Consider the following 19,946-nt stretch of genomic DNA (forward strand, 5'->3'; position numbering starts at 1 on the left):
GCTGTTCGTACTGGCGCTTCCATTTACCCAGCAGGCTTTCAGCGATACCGAGCGTCTCGGCCACACGACGAAGCGGCGTGCCGGCAAACACCTGGTCTACCGCTTTACGTTTGAAAGATTCGGGAAAACGTCGTCTGGCCTGGGTCATGAACACTCCTTGCGGTGGACATTATCCACCTTAAGTCAGTGTCTACTCAGCCCAGGACAGACCAATCTGCCGTAGCTGAATCCAGCTTCACTAATTGAAAAATTAGGTGGTGCCTTAGAAATTAAGCCTATCGAGGGCTCATGATGTGCGTACACTGTTTTTCTTCTTTGTGGCTGAGTAGAATGTGAGAACCACGACTTTCATCTAACAGAGAATTACCATGTCTAAAGTTGCAGAATACAAGGCTCTTGAAGCTCAGCTCCAGGAAGTCCAGCAGCGTTTGGCTGGTCTTCAACACGATGATGGCCTGAAAAAAGAACTCGAGTTTGAAAGTAAGCTGCGCAAGCTCCTTGCTGAGTATAATCATTCTCTGCGCGATGTAATCGCTCTACTTGACCCAGCTGCAAGCAAAGGCCGTCAGGTGATTGCTGATAAGTCAGCTCGCCGTGAGCGTACTCTCAAACGATACAAAAATCCGAACAATGGGGAAGTCGTTGAGACCAAAGGCGGTAATCACAAGGTGCTTAAAGCTTGGAAAGAAGAACACGGTGCTGAGGCTGTGGAAAGTTGGCTCCAATAAGTCGCCTTTGCTTCATCAAAGAATAGCGACTCAGACTGTTTGAAAACCTAGCGGTCTAAAGGCGAGTTGAAAACAATACCTCTATCGGTTGATAGGGGTATTGTCGTTTATGGACTATATCCGGGAAGAAATTTGCGAGCAAAACAGCCTATTTCCGGTCACGCTGAAGGAGCTGATCCCTCGAGAACCATGTGGCTAGGGTGATCGAAGCCTAAGTGGCGAGGCTGGATATTCAGACATTAAGCTTTAGTAAATCCAAGGCCCATCGGACGGGGCCTCCTGACCCGGTCGATCTGCTCAAGCTTTATCTGTATGGCTATTTTCAGCGTATTCGCTCATCGCGCCGCCTAGAGGCCGGGTGTCAGCGCAATGTTGAAGTGATGTGGCTGTTGTGCCGGACTTTAAGACCATCGCCGATTTCGCCAGGACAACGGGGCCTTCTAAGCGACTTGCCGGGCTTTCGTGCAGATCTACAGCCCGCATGTCGCTGCTCATTATGCGCAAATTTGGCCAAACGTAATTTCGTAGGAGCGATAGATTTTGCTATTCGGCGAAAAATTAAGCGCTACCTAGGTACTGAGGTAGCCCTCGCCCGTAAGCTGAAATATCAACACACTGCCCAAATAGAGGATCGAAAAAAACTGTCTGCCCGCTATCGTCCTTCGCTTGCAGAACAGTATGCAGCACAAAATTGAATTCATCATTTTTTTGTCGCCCCGGCAACATATGATCATGATCAAGCTTAAAACTAAAATCGCCTTTCAACTGCTTCAGCTCAATATCCTTATACCCTGCGCTCCAGGCCACAAATGCGTAGAGTTTACAAAGAGACTCACAGTCGCCGGATTTATGGGATGCTAGCGCATATACGTTATGCACGGCAGTGGATTCATAACGAAATATATTATTTTGGCGGATGTTATTTGCTAGCTGGCTAAATAACTGCACTACAGACTTGCCTTTATTTACGCCGTCCATGAGCACTGCTGTCATAGCATCTAAGTTCTTTGCGTCCTGCATTTGCTGATCTAGCTCCTTTCGAAATTCCGGTTCGGTAAAAGCTCTCCTTTGTTGTAAATTTAAAATCCGAGTACTGATTAATTTTCGAAATTCAACAACTGGTTCCATGGAAGGCCTTGAGGTGTGGAGAGAATGCAGGGGAACCGGAGGAGGTAAGCTATCTAGCTCTCTATCAGCATTTTGTGGCTTCGACTCGCAGAACGGCAAGCAGCAACCAATCATCTTCCTTACATTAATCATTTCCGAGATCCTTCCTGTTAGCCAGATCAAACACCTGTTATAGACTCTATTCAGTCATGAACAGTTTCATATCTTGGACTACTTACAACCCTCTGCGGAGATAGCCTGTTGACTTACCAAATTCGCTATAAAAACACTGACGGTATGATACGATCGCACGAAACATCTGCACCTAAATCTCAACAGCAATAAACGTGCTAAATCACAAGGAAGCAAACTTTTCACCTCCAGAGGGATCCTATCAAAAAGCAGAGGCACTCTTATCAATTAATTATTACTCAAGAAAGAAGGTTACCACCATGTCTTTACCTCCTATACAACGAGTTGTCACTGGACACAATAATGACGGCAAGTCCGTTGTGTACAGCAACGGGCCATTGCCCTCCGTCGTGGAAATGACAGCCATACCCGGCTTGATCTTTCATGAAGTTTGGGAAACAGCGAGCACACCTGCTCCTATCAACAATGACGCTGATCCAACCATTGGAGCGGTACAACACAACGCCCCGCGAAATGGAACACGCATTCGCTTCGTCGACCTTCCTCCGGATGCGACATACCTCGGCGAGCACGAAACCCGCATCGCCGACGTGTTCGACCAGGTTGCTTACTCCGATGGCCTGACTGTCAAAGCGGACTCACCACATCCCATGATGCACCGCAGCGAAGCGGTCGATTACTGCGTTGTTATCCAAGGCGAAATCTACATCGTTCTTGACGAATCAGAGGTTCTACTAAAGCCCGGCAGCGTCGTAGTGCAACGCGGAACCAACCACGCTTGGTCAAACCGCTCTAATACCAACTGCCGAATGCTATTCGTACAGCTGGATGGAGAATACGAACCGACCATTAGCGCTGCCCTAGAAAACTAGAGACGACGATAAGAATTGGATGTGACTGTTTTTGTGTCGCACGAGCTATCAACCTAATAGCTGCAGATATTCAACATAACTCGGGTACCTAGCCAATTCAAACAACATTTCAAGTAACGTCATCTGAAATCAAAATTCACGCAAAAAACTTTGAATAGCGCATCAGCGGCTTCCGCACAGTTTGATTTTTAAAAATTAAACTGCGCGGACTTAAGAAATACAGTGCAAAAATCAAGAATCTAAAAAGCACGTCGCCTTAACAATCCACCATCGATCGACTTATTTACATAACCAATGATAGCTTACCAAATTACAGTTAAGGCAAACCTGCCAGCGTTTTCACCAATGCTGGTGTCTGTTCATTTTTTTCGTAGTTATTCAAGAGGGCATTTGTGCCCATCGCGGCCATACTGACTTCACCATTAAGCACCCCCTTCGCAATACCTTCGACACTTTGCTTAGCAGTTTGGGCTGCCCCGCCCACGGCCCCCCCTAACATGCCACCTAAACTTCCGTCAGAGTTGCCTATTCCTTTGAGAACATTACTAAGACCGGGAATCAAAGCGGTAGCGTCACTTAGTTGACTGGCGATACCTGTAAGCCCGCCCTGCTTGGCGCCGCCACCAGACGCACCCGCGTTATTTGAAAAAAGTGTGGAAACATCAGTGCCTGGCTTATCACTGAATTCAATCCCCCCCCCAACGCCGGCACTTGGTGAATTCTGCTGTTTCCCCTGCTCTATATCACGCTTATCGTGGTCAATGTTACCCTTGAAAGCGGTATTGCCTGTTGTAATATTTGGAAGTTGCATAATCGCCCACTCCTTCAGTCATTTGCACTAATTTGCGTCGCAGCAGCACCAAGTACCACTCCAACCCAATTTCCCGCTTCAAATATGAAGCAGTATCAGTCTGTGGTCAGAGGGCACCATATGGTTCCATGCCCGTTAATCCAATGACCGTAACCACAGATACTGATTACGCATATACTCGATATTCAGCGCTCTGCTGGGATGGCCTTTTTTACACAAACATGCTCATTAAATAGCAATTTTAAATACACGAATACCAACCCATCGCATGGTGAAAAACCTAAATCTGTATAAAATTTACTTGCATGCAAAAGCCTTTCCCTTTCACCCACTTAAACCCAAACTTAACCACAAATCAATTAAGACAAGCTCTCGCAGGAGCGTTTACACGCCTGAGCCAATAGATCATTTTCAGACGCTCCAAAGTGCCTGCCTAAAAGGATGCTTGTGCATCACAAGGCAAGTTCCGAAATAATAGATCAACCATTTTTTCTTATTAACCTCTGACTGCTCCTCAATTACCTTTCCTGGTATAGGCACATCTTCATAAATAAAGTCTAAGCGATCGTCATCATGCAGCGCTTGAGACTCGTTGGCAATGACCAGGGCAGATTGTTGTTACATATTCATTCGTTGTGCGCTACGTCTAGCGTCCGCCGGCAAGCTTTGGTATATCAAGCATCGATATGGTTACAGGCCTGCTCGCAACGCCATGATCTTTGTCCTAAACACATGGCCCTAGTGGCCATGTAAAAGTGCTCAAAAGCTTCTGCAAAAGGTTCAACTCTCCAGCTTTGAGAGCGGAAACCAATTTGCCAAGCAGTTGCGAAAGATCCTCGCAGCGTTCGCTGAGAGAGATAGGGCTTCAACGCTTCGGCGATTTCGTCCCCACGGGAACTCTATTTACGCCCCTAAGGATAGCGATGCCACGGATCATAGTTGCGATCCACGCCGCAAACAGGCCACCTACTGCCTGTACTGTCAATGATTCTTGAGCTCTTACATCACGTTCATTACAGGCGCTGGATCGAAGCAGTTCATTGAAGAAAAAAGCCTACAGCACTTTTACACTCAACTGCGAGGGGAATTGAACCAGGCATTGCAGGCTGCACTGGAAAACCTGGGCGCAACGCCCACGGTGCATTCTTTCATGGATGCCACTACCTTGCTGCCAGGCCTGTTGCAGCAAATGACCGCTCCCGGCCTCGAATACGATAAGGCCCACCTGCCCGCATGGGTGCAACTGATCGACACGGCGACGAGTACCACCCAATAGTACCTACACCTGCCTGGTGGCAAGAGGTGGAAAAGACAAAACGCACCGGCAAGCCGGTAATTTTCGTAACTCTGGGCACAGTCGCGCGCAACCTGGAGGCACTGCTATACCCGTCGCTTGATGCACTGGCGCTGACCATTGCTACAGCGGGCAAGCCTTGCCACCGCGTCGCGTCCAGTGCAAGCGCCAAGGCGGGGTGCAAAAAGCGCTGCGCTATGGTGTGGTGTGCCGCTAGTGATGCCAGGGGCGCCTGGGCAGGCGCTGGTCGCGACCTGAAAAGGAACCCTCCCAAAAATGCCCAGATCTCAACTGCAGTAAACGACATACTGCACAACCCAGGTGTCAAGGCTGAGGCTATGCGCTTGAGCGTGCAATATTACGCACAGAACCCGGCAACAGGCGAAGAATAGCTTGCTCGAGCGCGGACTCTTAACTTGGCGTTTGTAATACAGGGCCCGCAGGGCACTGTACTTCAGCCGCTCCGGTAGAGATCCACGGCACTGTTCCGCTAGACCGCCCTCCACCAAGCACAGCCACGCGATACGGCAACTGGGCGGAGCCCACGCTAATTCCAGATTGGAACCGGTCAGCACGTTTATGTCACTCACATGGCGTGTTGTTATTTTTCACTCGGGAGAGATCTTATGGAATTAGTCAGGGGCGCTGCCTCACCTCACGTGCCTAGCGAGCAGGCCAGTACTGAAGCTTCCACTCAGAACACGGTGAACAAGCAGCCATCCATGCATTCGAGCTCCCTAACGCTGTCTCGGCTAACGCCGCGCTCTTTCGAAGCATTAAATGCGCTGCAGAGCCAAGGAGATGAAAAGAGTAAATCATTGGCTAAATTTGCAAAGGATGCAGTACAGGGCGGCTTTTTACGCTTGTCGCCAAATCAGCAAAAAACTAGCGTCGCACAATACGGCAGGAGTATTAATGGCAGTGTATTGGTAATCCAAGCCCGTCTGAATGAGCTATCCCAATATGACATTTTGTCGATAGGCGTTAGACATGCCTCTGGAGAAAAAAAATCATTGACATTACCGGAGCCAATTTGCACCCCGGGGAAAAAGCAAGCTGACACAGCCGAATCATTTTTTATGGAAATGTCTCCTGAGGTTAAGCGCCTTGTTATGAGAGACGTTCTGGAAAACGAAAATAGACGCCAAGCGGTGTATGACTTGAATGCGCTTGGGGTAAGCAATCGCCATTTAAAAGCCGTGCTGATGAACGACGTACTACTCAAGTCTGATCATGATGCACACAAGAAAATAATTGGTACGATTAATCGTACTTCCATCGAACATCTGGCGCAGCTTGCAGAGACCCGACTATTCGCTTTGGCTTCTCAGGGGAAAAGGGACGCTTGCTTCGATTACATCGTTGATCATGCCGGAGATGAGTTTCTTATGGCTTCTTTGGGCTACGCGCTTGACACGTTGAAGCCAGAGCAGCGCAGTCATTTTGTTAAATCCAATTTAGAGATAAATTGCAAGGATGATCCCGAGATGAGCTCTGCTATGGGCGGCATAATCGGTGGCATGGGCGCAGGGTTTCATACGATTCCAGAACATCACTCAGAAATAGTTGAAGCCGTTTTAGGCCTGGAGGACGCAGGTAAGGCCTTCGCTATTCGAGGACTGGGAGCAGGGTTGGATACTCTAGACGAGACGTCGTGCGATAAGCTTGTCCAGGCAACCTTGGAGCTAGAAGACGAATTTGATAAGAGTACTGCTATCAGAGGTCTATGCGATGGATTGTCTTCGCTAACGCCCAAACAAAGGAATGCTGTGTTCGACGCGGCCTTGTTGGTCAGAAATGAGCACCGCTTCAGGGTCGCTATAGTCGAGGGTTTCAGTCTAAGGCTGCACGTGTTGGAACCACAGCAGCAGCTCAATTTTGCAACCGCTGTTCTAGCGATGGAAGACGAGGAAGAGAAAGCGCACGCCCTGCACGATGTGGGTGGGGCACTAAAGAAAGTTCCTGGCTCCAAGTACGTAGAGCTGCTTGAGCGCCTAAGTCAAGGAGCGCTCGCTCTCGCATTTGAAGAAAACCGGGCTACTGCGATTGGCGGACTTGGCCGCGGACTTCATCTAGAACCGGGGTTGGATGACTCAATGTCCGAAAAGCACACTCAATTGATACAACAGCTCATTGATGGGGGACTGGCTATGGAGTCTGAGCGCAATAAAAGTCATGCCATCGCTGGACTAGGTGGCGGACTGCAAGCACTTACAGCCGAACAAAAACGTGACGTTCTCAATATTGGTTTGGCGATGCAGGATGAAGCAAACAAGAGCCGAACCATCGCGGGCTTAGGTGCGGGGCTGAGTGCGTTAAATTCCGAACAACGAGAGAGGGTATTAAATGCCTGCCTGGCCATGGCGGATTCTGAATATAAAAGTGAGGCGATCCAAGGGCTCGGTGCGGGTTTGGCTGCATTGACCTCCGAGCAGCGCGTCAAGCTGACAGATGCGGCTGTAACGCTTCCTGATGACGACAAGTGGGAGGCAATTTCTGCATTGAGAAATATCAAGGAACCTCAACAATTCTTGCGTTTGGTCGACGCTGCTCTCAGCATGCAGGCGGATGTTTCTGAAGATGACATCATTGATCAGTTGCGCGCTTTAAGTAAGCTAGCCTCTAGGAACGCAAGGGCCGATACCTGAGTCGTATGATCTAGCCAATGTAATTGGTAATCATGAACAGACCAAACTTACACACCCTCACAACTATATAATAAAAATAATTCAGATTAACGACCAAAAAACTTGGCAGACTGCGATAGATGATTTTCCTGTCTTGGTTTGTAAGACATTGTGGGAAATACGTACTTATTTTGCCGGCCATTCAATGTCTTGGTAGAGCTGCGAAATGCCCACTCCCAAGGTCATACTATTTTCATTACTTACAGCTTGAAGCTGAGTTGAGCACTCCACGCTTGTGGCGCATACTAACTCTAATCAACTAGACTTATCATTATTAGGTGTCCATTGGCATTAGATCTACCGCACAAAACCCTCACGATGGTGTTAGGGGGATACCATGATCGATTAAACACACTACTCAAACAAGTAAATGGGGATATCTAGCCCCAAGACCAAGCGCATCGAATGATCAAAGAAGAGAGCATACGAAAAATCAGGACGGCACGTTGCGATTCAGTAAGAAAATCGCAACCTACTTGCGTGTAGACGAGGTGGGGGCAAGCCTGACTCGCATCGTAAACTTTCATAGTTGGTATCGCTATCCCCATCTCCCCTGAATGATACAAAATGCGAATGCAGCACTTCATATAAAATCAACTACTCTAGCTGTATCGAATAAGGTTTTCCATGTGCTAAATTCCTCCCTTGAGTATTTATATACGGAACCCGCCGGCTATTCGTACCACTCAGAGATCTAGGTAAGCCGTTCAAAGCGGCTTTAGTCTTCTCTGGAGCAGGCTCAGCAGCTATGAATTCCATTCAGTCAAGCAACCCCACACTGCAACAAAATGCTCCAAATACTACCACTGAGCCCTCAATATCGTTTGCGTCTCAGCCCCACAGCCATCCTGTTGCGCTAACACAAGCGCTTATGAGCACCAACGCCCAGTGGGCGTTGGATCAGATTGAAGCTCAACCCAATGGCCATCAGCAGCTCCTCGCACTGCTTGCTAGAAATGGCATCGCAGATAACACACTGTACATGCAGTCGCATCATGAAGCTGACGTTCACTATGGGCAGAGCGTGAGTCTACCGGGTGGAGAGTCGGCTAACTTGATCGTCCGCGCACGACTAAACGAGCAGGCTCAATATGATATCGTTGGCATTGACTTGCATATACCAACCTCCGGCAAAACTGAATCCATCTATCTATCAGGGGCTCCTGCGGTCATCGCGCGCGAAAATTCATCGCCCAACATGTCAACAAGACAAGCACTACCGCCTACTCATTTGGCAGCGCACTATTCACCAAACCAACTGATGAATGCCATGGTGCGCCAGAGCGCCCAGAATTATTCGGCAGCCCCCTTACCTTTTGGGCGATCGGCCAGGACCCAATCCATGGCCTTTTCCCAACCAGGTTCGGTGGTAGATGGGTCGCTGACCAACAGCTCCGGGCCTAGCCGAGCCAGAACTGCTCGGAACGCACACAATAGATATTACCCGGCATCCTCACAATCAGGTGCAACTAGCTCGCAGTCTTCAGGAGTGTCGCTAGCCAGCAATCCGCGAAAACTTGCTAGGGATGACGAGATCATGGCGCAGCTAAAAAAACCGGATGGCACATTGAGACGTCGGGACGACGTCATCAAAGCGCTGCATGATGAGGGATTGGCTGCAAGCGCTAGTCGTGTTAATCCAGTGCGCCAAGCAGCAGGAGCATCATTGGTGCGGCCATCTGCGTCAGAAGAGGAGATCAGGGAGCATATAAGAAATCCAGACGGCACCGTGAGGCCCAGACACGAAGTTGCTGCATTGCTGCGCAATAGCGGTAGGGGGGTACGCAATGATCGATTAAACAGACTACTCAAGGAAGTAAGGGGGGAACGTCCAGCCTCAAAACCAAGCGCATCTGATGAGCAGATAAGAACACATATGCGAAATCCAAATGGTACGTTCAGATCCAATAAGGAAATCGTAAGCTACTTACATGCCCACGATGTGGGGGCAAGCCTTATTCGCATTAGCCGCCTGCTGGATACGGAACGACTACGTGAACTTTCATAGCTATTGTAGCCATCGTCACCAATTGACGAATAATACGAATGCAGCACTTCGGATACAATCGTATAATTCAACTACACCGAATAACGCTTTCATCTGTAGAATTCATGCCTTGAGTTTGTAGGCGGAACCCTCTAGCCATTCCTGCCACTCACAGATCTAGGTACGCCGTTGAAAGCGGCTTTATTTCTCTGTGGAGCAGGCCCAGCAGCTATGAATCTCATTCAATCAGGTGCCCCCACACAGCTCCACGTCGAGCCAAACAGCTCCAGTCATCAACTGGCCGCGACGTCTATTTCACATGCACGGCTTAGCCATCCAGGCACATTGTCCCCCGCCCTGATGAGCGCCAATGCCCAACTCGCTCTGGATCAGTCTGAGACTCAGTCTAACGGACATCATCAGCTCCTTGCATTGCTTACAAGAAACGGCATTGTTGATAGCACCCTGCACATGGAATCGAATCAAGGTGAGGATGCTCACTATGGGCAGCGCGTAATCGTACCGGGCGGAGAGGTTGCGAACCTAAACATCCGCGTACGTTTAAACGACCAGGCTCAATATGATATCGTCAGCGTAGATCTGCATCTGCCGAGCTCCGGGAAGACTGAAGCTATCTTTCTGTCTGGCATTCCTGCTGTTGGTACACTTGGCAACACAGCCGCCATTAAGGCAGGAACAGCATCGAATGTGAGTCATTTGACAGCACACTACTCGAGAAGCCAACTGGCTGACGCAATGGTTCGTCAAAATACCACACACAGCCATTTGCGTGCCCCTGCATCCTCTGGCGCATCAGCCAGTACTCGATCCACTGTCTTTTCTCATTCAGGTTCGGCAGTCGGAGAATCGGTGGCTAGCAGCTCCCGGCTTAGCCGAACTCAAGTAACTCAAAACTCACACAACGAGCCATCTCCCCGCCAACAATCATCTTCAACAGCAGGAAGTTCGGGGCGGCAACCCGCCACGGACGATCAGATTCGAGAGCACCTGTGTAATCCCAATGGCACTCTAAGAACTAGGCAGGAGATCGCCGACGCAGTAAATGCAGCCGGATTAAAGGTAGGAGTTGCGCGCATCGACTCCATGCGCCAGGAAGCAGGGGCGTTACCAAAGCGCACGCGCGCAACAGACGAGGAGATTAGGGCCCAGCTGAGGAACGCTGACGGGACATTAAGAACCCAGCGGGGCATTGGCGCCGCACTGCGTGCCACTGGATCGAGCGCGTCACATAGCCGCATCGCATCCCAACTCCATGCTGGTGGGGGGGGCAAACACATGCCAGGAGCAACAGATGTGCAGATTAGGCCCCACTTGAGAAATCCAGACGGCACGCGGAGAACTCACGGGGACGTTCTCCGCGCACTGCACGCCAACGGGCTGGGGGCAAGTAATGGTCGCATTTTTTCCCTGCTCCAGGAAATAGAAGGGCCACGTATGCGGCCAAGCGCAACGGATGAGCAGATTAGAGCGAACCTGATAAATCCGGACGGTACGCTGAAAACTAACCGAGCCGTTATGAACAGCCTGCATGCCGCTGGATTGGGAGTCAGTTCTGGCCGCGTCGTGTCCTTGCTCCAAGATCAACGGACAATCGGATCAGCAAATTAGCGCGCCGTGGAAAGCCCCTTATCGCACGTTTAAATCTTCCGCTCCTCTTATAGGCCGCTGACTGCACAAACGAGTGCGAATTGCTGCGAAACAACTGTGTTGCCGAGTGCCGTTTCTCATTGTAGCTACTGCCAAGGAACTCACAGCTCAGTCTTACCACTCAAGTCCCAGACTGGTCATTTATCTCGGCACAAAATCCTTAGGGAGTAGGCCCAGCAGCTATGAATCCCATTCAATTGCCCATCCCCGCACTACGCCAAGGCGTGCCAAGCGATGCCAGGAAAGTAGTAACGCAGTCTATATCACAGAAGCCGTATAGCCATCCTGATGCGTTGTCGCCGGCAGTAATGAGCACTAACGCGCAACTGGCTTTGGATCAGATAGAAGCCTACCCCAATGGTCATCATCAGCTTTTTGCACTGCTGGCCAGAAATGGTATTGCTGATAACACGCTACATATACAGTCGAATCAGGGCGCGGACGCTCACTTTGGGCAGCATGTGACGGTACCTGAAGGAGGGGTTGCTAACTTAACCATCCGCACGCGCTTAAACTACCTTGCTCAATACGATATCGTCGCCATCGATCTACACATTTCAGCCTCAGGGAAGACTGAGTCCATTTACCTGTCGGGTCCTCCAACCTCCGTCACACAAGACCATGCACCATCCTCCATGCCCCCCCGACAGGTGTCGGCGCCCACGCATTTGGCAGTGCAGTACTCGCGAAACCCACTGACTGAAGCAAAGATGTGCAAAAACAATCCGCAGAATTATTCAGCAGTCTCTCTCCCTGCTAGTACTCCGAGCAGCACCCGATCCATGGCTTTCTCTCATACGGTTTCGGCGGCGGAAGACTCGGCAGCCAGTAGACACCGAGCCGACCGTAATGCCCGCACCGAACCATACCCGGCCTCTAACCGATCGAGAGCATCAACCGCCTCAGGCTCGACACAGCCGCGCACGAGGCGCCCAGGCGCTACAGATGGGCAGATTAGGAACCTGCTGAGAAATCCTGACGGCACACTCAGGACTCAGGAAGGTGTGGTCAACGTCCTACGTTCAATTGGGCTGGGGTCGAGCAACAGCCGCATCATTTCGGCGCTCCAAGAAGTCGCGGGCGTAAGGCTGCGTCCCAGCGCAACGGATGAGCAAATTAAGGAGCAAGCCAGGAATTGGGACGGAACGTTGAAATCTCAGCAGAAAGTCGCCAGAGCTTTACGTGTGGCAGGATTTGGGGCCGACAATGGTCGAATTGCTGCCCTGCTCCGCGCAGAAGGTGGCGTACTGCACCGGCCCAGTGCAACAGATGATCAAATTAGAGCGCTTTTGAGAAACTCAGACGGCACACTTGGGACTATTGAGAGCGCGGCCATCGCTTTGCGGACAGCGGGACTGGGGGCTGGCAATGAACGCATCAGTTACCTGCTTCAAGAAGCATCAGGTATACATCAACGGCCAAGTACAACAGAGGGCCAGATTAAAGCTCAGATAAGAAAACCGGATGGAACAGTAAACCCACGTTGAAGTTACTAACGCGCCGTATGCAAGTGGCCTGAGAGCAGATACATTCGAGTCCTCTCAGCAATTCAGCAGGAATTAGGTGGAAGAAAGCGACCAAGCACAACGGATGAACAGATTATCGCGCACCTGAAGAATCCAGACGGGACAACCCGATCCCGTTCCGACATACTTGAGCACGTTCGCTCTGCTGGACTTGGCGTAGGTAATGACCGCGCCAGCATTCTGCTTAAGGAATTCGCGGCAATAAAACGAGTAAGCGCCACGGATGCGCAGATTATCGCGCATCTGAGAAACAGAGATGGCACGCTGTGAAGTCAAGTGGAAGCCGCAAAAGCCCTGCGTGCAGAAGGCTTGGGTGCAAGAACAAGTCGTATTGTCTCTTTATGGCAAGCGGCAAAGGGCCTTCAATAGTAGATATTTAAAGATGATATTTATGTATTCACGGCTAAACTTCAAAGTCATTCTTACGCTATATGTCTGCTGGCATGCGCATCGGAGAAATTTGACCAAATTATGTGTTGCACTAGCGACACTTATCTCGGTCTAACAGACCAGATAAATTCCGGTTTATCTCATGCTGGAACACTTGAGAGGCTGGAAAATCGAAGCAGTAGCACACGGTGCGTCGTTAATTAATCGCTTAGCGCAAAACACATTACCCTTGACTAAACTCTGCGTCTTTTGACTGCGCAAGTATATAGTGAGGCTTGTTGAACAGTGAAATAAGGCGAATTGCTGCTACGCCATGCCTAAAGTCCAGCATATTCTTACCGCGTGTAGATGCGTACCCGCTCTGTGTTGAGTCCAAAGAAGTTAGGGCCTCCTGACGGAACCCCCACGCAGCTCTTGCCACTCACTGACTCAGGTAGGCCGTTAACCTCGGCCTAAATCTTCAGCAGAGCAGGTCTAAAACCGATGAGTCCCATTCATTTAGGTAGTCCCACCCCGTTCATCATCTTGCAAAACGACACCGGCCAGCCAATCGCGCAGCCTCTTTCGCAGACACAGCACGACCACCCTGGAACGTTAACACCCGCTCTTCTGAGCCCTAACGCCCAGTTAGCCTTAGACCAAGTTGAGGCCCAACCCAACGGCCATCATCAGCTCCTTGCACTACTTGCAAGAAATGCTATCGCTGACAATGCGGTGCATATCAAGTTTAATTCGGGTACCGATGCTCACTATACGCAGGATGTGAATATACCGGGTGGAGAGGTAGCCAACCTAACCATCCGCGCGCGCCTAAACGACCAGAATCAATACGACATCGTCGGCATCAAACTGCACAATCTGACCTCAGGCAAGATTGAATCCATCTATCTATCCGGACATCCTGCTGCGGATGCCCGCGACAACGCATCCACCAGTATCGACCAACGACACGGATTGATCTCCACTCAACTGGCAGCACACTATTCGCGAAGCCAACTGGCTGGAGCAATAATTCGCCTAGTAAATACGCAGGATTTTACTGGCCCGCCTCTACCCTCTGGAGTTTCGATCAGCACTCAATCCATGGTCTTCTCTCATATTGACTCGGGAGCAGGAGAGTCGGTGGCCAATAGCTCCGGGCCTAGCCGGAGCCGAACTACCCAAAACGCTCGCGTCGAGCCCTATCTGACCTCCACTGGCTCGGTAGACTCAGGATCGATGCAACCTAAGCAACGGCAACGCCTAACGGATGAACAGATTAGGGCACATTTAAAAAATCCGGACGGTACATTTAGAAATCAATTGGGCGTGGCTAACGCTCTAAAGGCTGAGGGGTTCGTGCCTAGGACTGATCGCATCAAGGCCCAACTGCAGGCTGCAGGAGTTGCGCAACGCCGTTCAGCAACCGATGAACAAATCAGGGAGCATTTAGAGAGCCCTGGGGGCACATGGAGAAGTCATAAAGATGTGGTCAGTGCGCTGAATGACGCGGGATTGAAGACAACGCACGAGCGCATCAGCTATCAGCGCAGAGCGGCAGTTAGTGCACATCGAAAGTTAAGCTCGACAAATGAATAATCTATACGCACATGATAAATCTGGTAGTTCAATATATATTAGGGATGCTTGACGATTGACCCACCTTTTTTATGAATTGCGCAAGAACGCGGATTGTACACATATAAATTCGGTGATGACAAAGCTGGACAGACGCTCCACTGCAGAGGTGATATTGGAATATCACGATGCGCTTAGTACGTTGTACGCGAGCGATATCGTACCGCGAGTCATTATAGCTGCGTTCACACGCAATACCTCACCATTGCTCCCTTAACACAGCGGCAGTACTTACACTACGAGCAGCTGCCTGTGAGGGTTTTGGAGATTGATGCTTGCGCATGGCAGAAACACCTCATGCTTTCATTGTAAATTTTCTGAAAACTCATCTTCTCCATTTATTACCTTATGCTGTTTTTTGCATACCGGCTTAAATCGCTAGCGAATCAGGCTCCGCCTTATGAATCTTATCCAGCTAGGCATACCCATACAGCGTCAAAGCGCGCCAGACCATGCCGATCAGACAGTAGGGCAGGCTGGCTCAGTGGCTCGCCCAAGCCACCCTAACGCGCTATCACTTGCCCTAATGAGCTTTAACGCCCTGCATGCTCTAGATCAGATCGAAGGTCAACCGAATGGTCATCATCAGCTCCTTGCCCTGCTGGTAAGAAATGGCATCGCTGATAATGCGCTGCACATGCAATCGAATCAGGGAGCGGACGCCTGCTATGGACAGGATGTAAATGTACCGGGCGGAGAGGTGGCGAAGTTAACGGTTCAAGCACGATTAAATGACCAGGCTCAGTACGATATCCTCGGCATCGACCTGCACCTGCCGGCCTCTGGCAAGACTGAGTCTATCCATCTATCGCCCGCCCCTGCCGTTGACACACACGGCAATGCATCCGCAATCTTGAACACAGGGCAAAGATTGCCGCCCACTCAGTTAGCAGCGTATTACTCCAGAAGCCAGCTGACAGAGGCGATGGTTCGTCAAAATATTCTGCAAGACTCTAAGGCTGCTCCTCTACCTTCTGGCTCATCGAATAGTGTCCAATCCACGGTTTTTTCCCACACCAGTTCAACAGCAGGAGAAACCACGGCCAGCTCGGCCCCTAGCAGGACCACCACCTACCCGGCATCTTCCCACTCGGCTGCAACAGCCTCGCGCGACCCGTTATCTATGCAGCGACCAGCAAATGATCACCTGAGAACTCCAAATTACTCGCTGCGAACCCTGGTGGGCAGCCAGGTACGTGTTGCCACATCCGATTTCGGCCCAAATCCTAATCCCATGTGGGCAGAAGGAGGCTCGATAAACAGGATTAGTCGAGTGAGTGCTCCGCTCACTGCACCTATAGATGAATCTAGCGTTGCGCCTATTTCAAGCTTCTCCGCTCCAAGCAACACGGGTGTTCCTACCACTGGTGACCAGACTCTATATGCTTTAAGTACCGATGGAGCACTTGGGGAAATACACTTTTTGAAGCGGCCGCCTGAGCAAGTAGCAGACCTATGTAGACTGGGTATCAAATTAATAGGGAAATCCTTCCCACTCGACCTCAACAAGATTGACTTCACTTTTTATAAGCGCGGGGATAATCCGAATCGAGGTTTTACGACACTGGAAGGTAACAGGGCGGAGATTTCAATAGGTTTGATTCCCGACATAGATTGGAACGATGATATCGAAATGCATGGAATGATCCTATTCACTGTATTTCATGAGGCGTTTCTACATGCCCTACCAGATTTACGTACCGCATCTAGCGGTGCGGAGCGTACGACAGAGCAACAAGATCATGATGTGATTCTAATACCGGCAGACAATAAAAATCTACTTCATCGCGCGGTAAAACAGGCTTTACCTGAGGTTCCAGAACATCTACAACAATATTTCCTTGATGCTTATGTGTCTGATGTCGAGGGGGAGATATTTAGAAATGATCACATTGATGAGCAAGCGAGCGAGCGGTGGTATGACTTGCTTGATTCGAACTTGGCAAATATAAACTCCCCGTTCTGGCGATCGTAGTATGCGCCTCTCACTTTGCACTCAGCGAGTAAACCGGTCTCTCGCAGAGTGTAGTGATCTACTAACCCCGGACACCTTTTTAAGCGAAAATGGTCGCCATACAGAGGTGTTCGATGAGCAGACAACGACGTACCTTCATACCAGAGTTCAAGCACGAGGCAGCCTGCCTGGTGCTTGATCAGGGCTACAGCCATATCGAGGCAGCCCGCTCTCTTTGCCTGATTGAATCGGCTCTGCGTCGATGTGTTAACCAGCTCCAGAAAGAGCGAAACGGCATTACTCCGACAGTAAGGCACTAATGCCCGAGCAGCAAAAAATCCAGGGACTGGAGGCCCGGATCAATCGCCTGGAACGGGAAAAGTCGACTCTAAAAAAGGCCACCGCACTCTTGATGGCCGAGGATCACGAGCGTTTGCGCTGATTGATCAATTTCGCACTGAAGAACCTATTGATCTGCTGTGCTCCTTTTTTGAAATACCTCGCTCCTGCTATTACGCGTACCGCCAAAAATGCCAGTCTCCGAGTACTGAACGGTTGTTCCTGCGTAGCCGCGTTAACGAGTTGTTCACCCGAAGCCGCAGCGCTGCGGGCAGCCGAAGCATCATGCTCGCGATGCGAGAAGAAGGAATAGAGATCGGACGATTAAAGGTGCGCAAGCTGATGAGCGAGATGAAACTGGTCAGCAAGCAACCCGGCCCTCATATCTACAAGAAGGCTACGGTGGAACGACCGGATATCCGAACGTATTGAACCGAGCGTTCAACGTATCGGCACCGAACGAGGTCTGGTGCGGTGACATCATCTATGTATGGGCCCAAGGCCAACGGCACTATCTGGCTGCGGTGATCGATCTCTATGCGCGTCGTTTGGTGGGCTGGGCTTTATCGCCAAAGCCAGATACCGATCTGGTTATCAAGGCTCTGGACATGGCCTATGAACTACGAGGGCGACCGGAGGGCGTGTTGTTTCACAGCGATCAGGGTAGCCAATATGGCAGCCGGAGCTTTCGTCAGAGGCTCTGGCGTTTTCGCTTCAAGAAGAGCATGAGCCGTCGAGGAAACGGCTATGACAACGCCCGATGGAACGGCTCTTTCGCGGCCTGAAGACAGAGTGGATACCCGCCACCGGGTATATGAGTGCGTCGCTGGCCCACCAGGATATCGGTCGTTTTTTGATGCAGCGGTACAACTGGGAACGGCCGCATCAGTTCAACGCTGGGTTGCCGCCTGCGTTGGCTGAGGAAAACTTAACGCAGTGTCAGGGATTAGTTGACCACTACACCCTGAAGGAACCCCCAAGCTGTTGTTACCACTCACTCACTAATTAAACCATTCGACCTCATCCTAAAAAACTAGCAGGGTAGGACTGGCAGCAATGACTACAATTCAATCAGGTGTCTCACTACAGCACCAAGGCGTACCACGCAATACCGGATTATCAAATTTACCCTCCAGCTCGCAACTACCGCACAGCCATCCTGACGCGCTGTCGCATACATTTTTGAGCCCCAATGCCCATCGGGCTCTGGATCAGGCTGAAGCTCAACCAGATGACCATCATCAGCTTCTTGCACTGCTGGCCAAAAATGGCATCACTGATAACGCGCTGCAATTGCAGTCGCATCAGGGAGCGAACGCTCGCTATAGGCAGATACTGACAGTGCCGGGTGGGGAGACAGCTAACTTAACCATACGCGCACGGCTAAACGACCAGGCTCAATACGATATCGTTGGCGTTGATCTACATGTGCCAACCTCCGGAAAAACTGATTCCATTTATCTAGCTGGCCCTCCTTCAGTCGTCACGCATGACTACGCATCTGTCAACCTAGCGCAATCACGGGCATTGCTGCCAACTCATTTGGCCCCCCACTCTGAGGTGTTATCACGTGCCTTGCTAAGTCCTAATGCCCATCGGGCTCTGGACCAGGCTGAAGCTCAGCCAGATGAACATCATCAGCTCTTTGCACTGCTGGCCAGAAATGGCATCACTGATAACGCGCTGCAATTGCAGTCGCATCAGGGAGCGAACGCTCGCTACACGCAGAAATTGACCGTGCCGGGTGGGGAGACGGCTAACCTAACCATCCGCGCACGACTAAACGACCAGGCTCAATACGATATCGCTGGCGTTGACCTGCATCTGCCAACCTCCGGAAAAACTGATTCTATTTATCTCTCGGGGCCTCCTGCTGCGATCGCACGCGACAATGAATCCGTCGCAACGGTCGAGAGAGAGGCATCGCCCCCCATTCATTTGTCAGCGCAGTACTCGCGATACCAACTCACAGATACCATATTGCATCGGAATAATCCGCATATTCATTCCAGCCCACCCCCTGGCGCATCAGACAGCACTCAATCCACAGACTCTTCTCATGTCAGCTCGACTGTTGGTGAGTCGACGTTCAACTCTGAGGCTAACCGAATCCGAACTATTACAAGTTCTCACACAGACCTTGGATTTAGGCGTTTAGCTACAAAAGCCTCACTCGGCTCGGGGTCGACCCAACAAGTTACCCCACGGTTAACCGCAACGGACGAACAGATCAGGGCTAGACTGAGAAATCCGGACGGCACATTAAGGAGCCAACGGGGCGTTGCCAATGCAGTACGCGGGGACGAATTGAAAGCGGGTTATAGTCGTATTGCCTTCCAACTGCAAGCCGCAGGGGGTAAGCGCCGCGCTACACTCGGTACACAAAAAATGCAGAGTGCGACGAATGCGCAGATCAGGGCTCTAATTGAAAACTCGAACGGCGTTTTGAAAAACCGCAAGGACATTTCTATTGCCCTTCATGCTAAGGGACTGACTGCAAGTAATAATCATATCACTTCAATGCTTCAGTCACTCAGAGGTGTGCGACGCCGCAAAGGCGCCGCGGATGAGGATATTATGGCACAACTGAGCAATTCGGACGGCACGATTAGAACCAATGAAGAGGTCGTCACCGCACTGCATAAGACTGAGAGTGGAGTTAAAAATGCTCGCATCACTGAGCTATTTAAGAAAGCAGCCGCTCGACAACAGCCAGCCGCTAAGGATGGTTAGATAATACACAATGCGATCTGGAAATTAGCTAACTAGCGGCAGGTGCCATTATTATGAAGGCAATTGTATAACTAAGGCTA

The 19,946-nt window shown here is 50.5% G+C and carries 13 protein-coding genes and 2 pseudogenes; 12 read left to right on the forward strand and 3 right to left on the reverse strand.

Features of this window, described 5'->3' with window-relative positions; genetic code table 11:
• On the reverse strand, nt 1–148 hold a 148-nt coding region (locus ACT9T4_RS23770), incomplete at its 3' end, for a transposase (protein ID WP_499119324.1).
• A gap of 220 nt (nt 149–368) precedes the next feature.
• On the opposite strand from ACT9T4_RS23770, the gene ACT9T4_RS23775 reads away from it, so the two are divergent.
• On the forward strand, nt 369–728 hold the full coding sequence (locus ACT9T4_RS23775) for a histone-like nucleoid-structuring protein, MvaT/MvaU family (protein WP_499119278.1): 360 nt from the start codon (nt 369–371) through the stop codon (nt 726–728).
• A gap of 109 nt (nt 729–837) precedes the next feature.
• Nucleotides 838–1,155 (forward strand): annotated as a pseudogene (locus tag ACT9T4_RS23780) (transposase); the annotation flags it as partial.
• Nucleotides 1,156–1,286: 131 nt separating this feature from the next.
• Here ACT9T4_RS23780 and ACT9T4_RS23785 read toward each other — a convergent pair.
• On the reverse strand, nt 1,287–1,988 hold the full coding sequence (locus ACT9T4_RS23785) for a hypothetical protein (protein ID WP_499119280.1): 702 nt from the start codon (nt 1,986–1,988) through the stop codon (nt 1,287–1,289).
• Between the two features lie 299 nt (nt 1,989–2,287).
• On the opposite strand from ACT9T4_RS23785, the gene ACT9T4_RS23790 reads away from it, so the two are divergent.
• Nucleotides 2,288–2,860 carry a cupin domain-containing protein gene (locus tag ACT9T4_RS23790; RefSeq protein WP_499119282.1) on the forward strand — a complete coding sequence of 191 codons (573 nt, stop codon included), beginning with the start codon at nt 2,288–2,290 and terminating at the stop codon, nt 2,858–2,860.
• 316 nt (nt 2,861–3,176) lie between these two features.
• Here ACT9T4_RS23790 and ACT9T4_RS23795 read toward each other — a convergent pair whose 3' ends face one another.
• Complete coding sequence (locus tag ACT9T4_RS23795) at nt 3,177–3,671, reverse strand: hypothetical protein (RefSeq protein ID WP_499119283.1); 495 nt, start codon at nt 3,669–3,671, stop codon at nt 3,177–3,179.
• Between the two features lie 991 nt (nt 3,672–4,662).
• Here ACT9T4_RS23795 and ACT9T4_RS23800 point away from each other — a divergent pair.
• The 9 genes and pseudogenes from ACT9T4_RS23800 (at nt 4,663) to ACT9T4_RS23840 (ending at nt 19,866) form a co-directional block, all read left to right on the forward strand.
• Complete coding sequence (locus ACT9T4_RS23800) at nt 4,663–4,947, forward strand: hypothetical protein (RefSeq protein ID WP_499119285.1); 285 nt, start codon at nt 4,663–4,665, stop codon at nt 4,945–4,947.
• A 26-nt stretch (nt 4,948–4,973) separates the two neighbouring features.
• A complete protein-coding gene (locus ACT9T4_RS23805; RefSeq protein ID WP_499119287.1) occupies nt 4,974–5,357 on the forward strand; it encodes a hypothetical protein in 384 nt (127 codons plus the stop codon).
• 234 nt (nt 5,358–5,591) lie between these two features.
• A complete protein-coding gene (locus ACT9T4_RS23810; protein ID WP_499119289.1) occupies nt 5,592–7,613 on the forward strand; it encodes a hypothetical protein in 2,022 nt (673 codons plus the stop codon).
• A gap of 787 nt (nt 7,614–8,400) precedes the next feature.
• Nucleotides 8,401–9,660: a hypothetical protein gene (locus ACT9T4_RS23815; RefSeq protein WP_499119291.1), complete on the forward strand. Its 1,260-nt coding sequence runs from the start codon at nt 8,401–8,403 to the stop codon at nt 9,658–9,660.
• A gap of 2,651 nt (nt 9,661–12,311) precedes the next feature.
• Nucleotides 12,312–12,794 (forward strand): hypothetical protein, encoded by a 483-nt coding sequence (locus tag ACT9T4_RS23820; RefSeq protein ID WP_499119293.1) that lies wholly within the window; start codon nt 12,312–12,314, stop codon nt 12,792–12,794.
• A gap of 912 nt (nt 12,795–13,706) precedes the next feature.
• Entirely contained in the window at nt 13,707–14,801 is a 1,095-nt protein-coding gene (locus tag ACT9T4_RS23825) for a hypothetical protein (RefSeq protein WP_499119294.1), read from the forward strand.
• Nucleotides 14,802–15,324: 523 nt separating this feature from the next.
• Nucleotides 15,325–16,815 (forward strand): hypothetical protein, encoded by a 1,491-nt coding sequence (locus ACT9T4_RS23830; RefSeq protein ID WP_499119296.1) that lies wholly within the window; start codon nt 15,325–15,327, stop codon nt 16,813–16,815.
• A 113-nt stretch (nt 16,816–16,928) separates the two neighbouring features.
• A pseudogene (locus ACT9T4_RS23835) lies at nt 16,929–18,142 on the forward strand (IS3 family transposase).
• A gap of 47 nt (nt 18,143–18,189) precedes the next feature.
• Nucleotides 18,190–19,866: a hypothetical protein gene (locus ACT9T4_RS23840; protein WP_499119298.1), complete on the forward strand. Its 1,677-nt coding sequence runs from the start codon at nt 18,190–18,192 to the stop codon at nt 19,864–19,866.
• Nucleotides 19,867–19,946 lie beyond the last annotated feature (80 nt).

The organism is Pseudomonas sp. SZ40, from assembly GCF_052958135.1.

Bases quoted from the DNA above. Each gene is read 5' to 3' on its own strand.
- ACT9T4_RS23795 (WP_499119283.1), bottom strand. From the start codon at position 3,671: ATGCAACTTCCAAATATTACAACAGGCAATACCGCTTTCAAGGGTAAC.
- ACT9T4_RS23785 (WP_499119280.1), bottom strand. From the start codon at position 1,988: ATGATTAATGTAAGGAAGATGATTGGTTGCTGCTTGCCGTTCTGCGAG.
- ACT9T4_RS23790 (WP_499119282.1), top strand. From the start codon at position 2,288: ATGTCTTTACCTCCTATACAACGAGTTGTCACTGGACACAATAATGAC.
- ACT9T4_RS23775 (WP_499119278.1), top strand. From the start codon at position 369: ATGTCTAAAGTTGCAGAATACAAGGCTCTTGAAGCTCAGCTCCAGGAA.
- ACT9T4_RS23825 (WP_499119294.1), top strand. From the start codon at position 13,707: ATGAGTCCCATTCATTTAGGTAGTCCCACCCCGTTCATCATCTTGCAA.
- ACT9T4_RS23815 (WP_499119291.1), top strand. From the start codon at position 8,401: ATGAATTCCATTCAGTCAAGCAACCCCACACTGCAACAAAATGCTCCA.
- ACT9T4_RS23810 (WP_499119289.1), top strand. From the start codon at position 5,592: ATGGAATTAGTCAGGGGCGCTGCCTCACCTCACGTGCCTAGCGAGCAG.
- ACT9T4_RS23840 (WP_499119298.1), top strand. From the start codon at position 18,190: ATGACTACAATTCAATCAGGTGTCTCACTACAGCACCAAGGCGTACCA.